The following is a 4,682-nucleotide window of genomic DNA, read 5'->3' as shown; positions in this document are numbered from 1 at the left end:
AGCAACGCCGACGCCGACTGCACGACATCCGCCCCGGCCAGCAGGTACCTGATGATGTCGGTGGCGTCCTCGACTCCTCCGCTCGCGGCGAGTGCGCCGTCGATCCGCCGGCGCAGCAGGGAGATCCTGCCGTTGCTGCTCGAACAGGGCTTTTCCCCATCTGTGGCGGCGTTGACGCTCGGGCTCGGCGGCGCCGGACAAGTCCTCGGCCGTCTGGGCTACCTGACCCTGGTCGCCCGCACCAGCGTCCGCGGCCGCATTGTGGGGATCCTGGCCGGGACCGCGGCTACCACCGCACTGCTCGGCGCGGTGACCACGGCCGCTGCGTTGATCAGCGCGGCTATCGGCGCGGGACTGGTGCGCGGATTGTTCACCCTGATCCAGGCCACCGCCATCACCGACCGGTGGGGCTCGACCCACTACGGGCGCCTGAGCGGGCTGATGTCGGCCCCCGTCGTTGTGGTCATGGCACTGGCGCCGTGGGCGGGAACCGCCCTGGCCGCCGCGACCGGTAGCTACGCCGACGCCTACCTCGTCCTCGCCGGGGTCGCCGCGATCGCCGCTGTCGTCGCGGTCGCGAGCGTGACTCCGGACCGGGGCTTCACAGCACGTCGTAGGCGCGGGTGTTGGCGTCGCGAAGTGCGCTGACGTAGTCGCCGCGTTCGCGGCTCGTCCCGTCCACGCCCGACGGCACGGCGAGCAGCCCGCGGAACTCGTCGACGCTGCGATACTCCTTGCGGCGCATCCAGTGACGCACGTCGTCGAGCAGGACGGTGGCGTACTCGGCGCCGTGGCGCAGCAACGCCGACGCCGACTGCACGACATCCGCCCCGGCCAGCAGGTACCTGATGATGTCGGTGGCGTCCTCGACTCCTCCGCTCGCGGCGAGTGCGCCGTCGATCCGCCGGCGCAGCAGGGAGATCCAGGTCAGGGGCAGGCGGGACTCGGCGGCGGTGGACAGCTGGATGTCCGGGACCACGGTGCGGGTTTCGCAGTCGATGTCGGGCTGGAGGAACCGGTTGAACAGCACCAGCCCGTCGGCCCCGGCCTCGTCGAGACGCAGCGCCATTTCCCCGACAGAACTGAAGTGCGGGCTGATCTTGACCACCACCGGCACAGTGACGGCGTCCTTGACCCGGGCCAGGACGTCGAGGTGCCGTTGTTCGACGTCCCTGCCGCTGATGTGCGGATCACCGGGCAGGTAGTAGATGTTCAGCTCGATCGCGGCGGCACCGGCGTCCTGCATCGACCGGGCATAGTCCGTCCAGCCACCCGGGGTGACACCGTTCAGGCTGCCGATCACCGGTACGGGCACCGCCTGCGCGGCACGTTCGAGCAGGCTCAGGTAGCGGCGCGGGCCGGGGTCGCGTTCGACGACCGACGGAAAGTAGGACAGCGACTCCGCGTAGCTCTGCGAACCGTGCTCGGTCAGTGCCGCATTGCGTTCCGTCTCGCGTCGCAGTTGCTCTTCGAACAGCGAGTAGAGCACCACCGCGCCGACACCGGCGTCGGCGAGCCGCCGGATCCCGTCGACCGTCCGCGACAGCGGGGAGGCCGCCGCCACCAGTGGATTCTGCAGTGCCAGACCCAGGTACCGCGTCGACAGATCCATCACGACTCCTTCCGGGCGTCAGCCGTGAAGTGCTGCGGCCCTTGAGAAGCCATCTGCTCGTAGCGGCTCCAGCGCTGTGCGACCGCCTCTTCGGCGAGGGCGAGGATCCGGTCGTATTCGGCCGGGTTGCTGTTGGCGAGGGCGCGGTAGCGCAGTTCCCGGCTGCGGTAGTCGTCGAGGGAGATGCGTGGGCGGTGCGAGTCGAGCAGGAACGGGTTCCGTCCCGCTGCCCGCAGGACCGGGTCGTAGCGGATCAGCGGCCAGTGCCCGCTGGCCACCGCGCGGTACTGCTGGTCCATCCCGTGACGCATGTCGATGCCGTGTGCGATGCACTGGCTGTAGGCGATCACGAGGGAGGGACCCTCGTAGGCTTCGGCTTCGCGCATCGCCTGCAACGTGTGCTGAGGGTCGGCGCCCATCGCGACGCGGGCGACGTAGACGTTTCCGTATGCGATGGCCTGCAGCGCGAGATCCTTCATCGGCACGGTCTTGCCGGCGGCGGCGAATTTCGCGATCGCCCCGAGCGGGGTGGCCTTGGACATCTGACCGCCGGTGTTGGAATACACCTCGGTGTCGAGTACCAGGATGTTGACGTTGCGGCCGCTGGCGAGGACATGGTCGAGACCGCCGGCACCGATGTCGTAGGCCCAGCCGTCGCCCCCGACGATCCACACACTGCGCCGCACCAGATGATCGAGCACACTGCGCAGGTCGGCGGTCGACTCCGGATCCAGCTGTGCGAGAAGCAGTTCGAGTTCGGCCACCCGCTCCCGCTGGGCGCGTAGCTCGGACTCGCGCAGTTGCGACGCCGTCAGGATTTCGTCGACGAGGCTCGCCCCGATCGTGTCCCGTAGCTCGGTGAGTCGCCGCCGGGCCAGCTCGGCGTGCTCGTCGGCGGCGAGCCGCATTCCCAGCCCGAATTCGGCGTTGTCCTCGAACAGCGAATTGGACCAGGAGGGCCCGCGCCCGTCTGCGTTGGTGGTCCACGGGGTGGTCGGCAGGTTGGCCCCGTAGATGGACGAACACCCCGTGGCGTTGGCGATCATCGCCCGGTCGCCGAACAGCTGCGAGAGCAGCTTGAGGTACGGCGTCTCCCCACAGCCCACACAGGCGCCGGGGAACTCGAACAGCGGCTCGAGGAACTGGGTGCCGCGTACGGTGCCGAAGTCGACGCGTGAGCGGTTGACCACGGGCAGGGTTTCGAAGAACGCGATGTTCTCCCGCTCGTCGGCCACCCGAGGCTCGCGCGGAGCGAGATTGATCGCCTTCGCGGGTGGAGCGCCGGGGGTGAGCGCAGGACAGGCCTCGACGCACAGGCCGCAGCCGGTGCAGTCCTCGACGTAGACCTGCAGGCTGTAGCGGGCCTGCGGCAGCCCGACGGCCCCGAGCGGGGCCGACGGGAAGGTCGGCGGGGCGTCGGTGAGTTGATCCCCGTCGTAGAACTTGGTGCGGATGACGCTGTGCGGGCACACGAAACTGCAGTTGCCGCACTGGATACACGCATCGGGATCCCACACGGCGACCAGTTCGGAGATGTTGCGTTTCTCGTAGGCGGTGGTGCCGCTGGGATAGCTGCCGTCGGCCGGCAGAGCGCTGACGGGCAACGCGTCGCCGCGGCCGGCCATCATCTCCGCGGTGACAGTGCGCACGAATTCGGGGGCGTGGTCGGGCACGAGTGGGGTCGGCTCGGCGGTGCTGCTCACCTGGTCCGGGACGGGAATCCGGTGCAGGGATTCGACGGCAAGGTCGACCGCTTCGAGTTCGCGCCGGACCACGTCGGCGCCGTGATCGGCGTAGGTGGTGGCGACGGCGTCTTTGATCCGGGCGAGCGCCTCTTCACGGGGCAGCACGTTGGAGATCATGAAGAAGCCGGTCTGCAGGACCACGTTGATCCGTCCGGCCAGACCGACCTGTCGGGCGATGCGGCCCGCGTCGACCGCGTACAGCGTCAGGTGCTTGTCGAGGATCTGCTGCTGGACGCGCCGCGGCAGGGCATCCCACACCCTGTCGGCCGGGTACCGGCAGTTCAGCAGCACCGAGGCGCCGTCCGCCGCGCAGCCGAGCACGTCGACCTTCTCGAGGAATTGGAACTGGTGGCAGCCCACGAAATCGGCCCGGCCGATCAGATACGGTGCCCGGATCGGGCGGGGTCCGAAACGCAGATGCGAAACAGTCTGTGAGCCGGACTTTTTCGAGTCGTAGACGAAGTAGGCCTGGGCGTGCAGGTCTGCCTGCGCGCCGAGGATCCTGATGGTGTTCTTGTTGGCACCGACGGTGCCGTCGGAACCGAGGCCGTAGAACACCGCCCGCACCGTGTCGTCGGCTTCGAGGTCGAAGCCGGGATCATAGGCGATGCTCGTGCCCGACACGTCGTCGTCGATACCGACGGTGAACCTGCTCCGCGGGTGCTCGCGGGCGAGTTCGGCGAGCACCCCCGCGACCATGGCGGGGGTGAATTCCTTCGACGAGAGCCCGTATCGGCCGCCGCACACCCGCGGCAGATGCGCCCGCTGCCCGGAGGCGTACGCCTCGGCCAACGCGGCGACGACATCGAGGTACAGCGGCTCTCCGAACGAGCCCGGTTCCTTGGTGCGGTCGAGCACCCCGATCGTGCGCACCGTCGCGGGCAGCGCGGCGAGCAGCGCCTCGGCGGGAAACGGCCGATACAGCCGTACCTGCACCGCACCCACCTTCGCCCCGGCCTCGGCGAGAACCCGGACCGTTTCGGCGGCGGTCTGCGCCCCGGACCCCATGAGCACCAGCACCCGCTCCGCCTCGGGATGGCCGGTGTAGTCGACGATGCGCATGTCGCGTCCGGTGCGCTGCCCGAGTTGTGCCATCAGCTCGTCCACCACTGCCGGAACCCGGGTGTAGAAGGGGTTGACCGTCTCCCGAGCCTGGAAGTAGGTGTCCGGGTTCTGGGCGGTGCCCCGGATGAAGGGACGTTCCGGCGACAGCGCGCGACCGCGGTGGTCGCGGATCAGGCCCTCGGGCACCAGGGCGCGCAGGTCGTCGTCGGACAGGGTCTCGGTGGTGTTGAGTTCGTGCGAGGTGCGGAAACCGTCGAAGA

At 69.2% G+C, this 4,682-nt stretch carries 2 protein-coding genes and 1 pseudogene; 1 reads left to right on the top strand and 2 read right to left on the bottom strand.

The genetic code is table 11. The annotated features are described in order from the left end of the window. Nucleotides 1–648: pseudogene (locus Q8814_RS24510) on the top strand (hypothetical protein); the annotation flags it as partial. On the opposite strand, the gene Q8814_RS24505 reads toward Q8814_RS24510, so the two are convergent. Continuing rightward, complete coding sequence (locus Q8814_RS24505) at nt 602–1,612, bottom strand: dihydroorotate dehydrogenase-like protein (protein ID WP_330154569.1); 1,011 nt, start codon at nt 1,610–1,612, stop codon at nt 602–604. The pseudogene Q8814_RS24510 and the gene Q8814_RS24505 sit on opposite strands and share 47 nt — an antisense overlap. After that, nucleotides 1,612–4,682, bottom strand: a 3,071-nt coding sequence (gene nifJ / locus Q8814_RS24500) for a pyruvate:ferredoxin (flavodoxin) oxidoreductase (RefSeq protein ID WP_330154568.1), incomplete at its 5' end; no start/stop codon positions are given. The genes Q8814_RS24505 and nifJ, both read right to left, overlap by 1 nt.

It is taken from the genome of Rhodococcus chondri (assembly GCF_036327435.1).
Classification (GTDB): domain Bacteria; phylum Actinomycetota; class Actinomycetes; order Mycobacteriales; family Mycobacteriaceae; genus Rhodococcus; species Rhodococcus chondri.
The sequence above is the reverse complement of the archived record's forward strand: the minus strand, read 5'-3'. Positions and strand labels throughout refer to the sequence as shown.